At 48.4% G+C, this 289-nt stretch carries 1 protein-coding gene; it reads left to right on the top strand.

Annotation, left to right across the window (positions count from 1 at the left end):
- Positions 1-134: cold shock domain-containing protein (locus tag KHA85_RS20720; protein WP_213186751.1), on the top strand; the 134-nt coding region annotated here is incomplete at its 5' end.
- Positions 135-289 lie beyond the last annotated feature (155 nt).

Here is a 289-nt window from a genome sequence, read left to right as displayed (position 1 = left end):
AAAAAAACGTATTCGTACACTTCTCCGCCATCCAGGGCGAAGGCTTCAAGACGCTTGACGAAGGCCAGCAAGTTGAGTTCGAAGTTGTCGATGGCAACCGCGGACCACAGGCTGCAAACGTCGTCAAGCTCTGAGCGGCGGGTTCATATGGGAGGCTTCCGGTTGTACCGGAAGCTTCTTTTTTCGTTTCCGGGAAAAAATCAGCTGTGGGGAATTTCAATATCTTTCATCGTTTTATCAGTCATTTTTTGCACGGACGTTTCATTTGCCGGTATTGTTGGTATAGGAC

The organism is Dietzia massiliensis (assembly GCF_018390595.1).
GTDB lineage: Bacteria > Actinomycetota > Actinomycetes > Mycobacteriales > Mycobacteriaceae > Dietzia > Dietzia massiliensis.
This window is presented reverse-complemented; position numbering and strand designations above follow the sequence as displayed.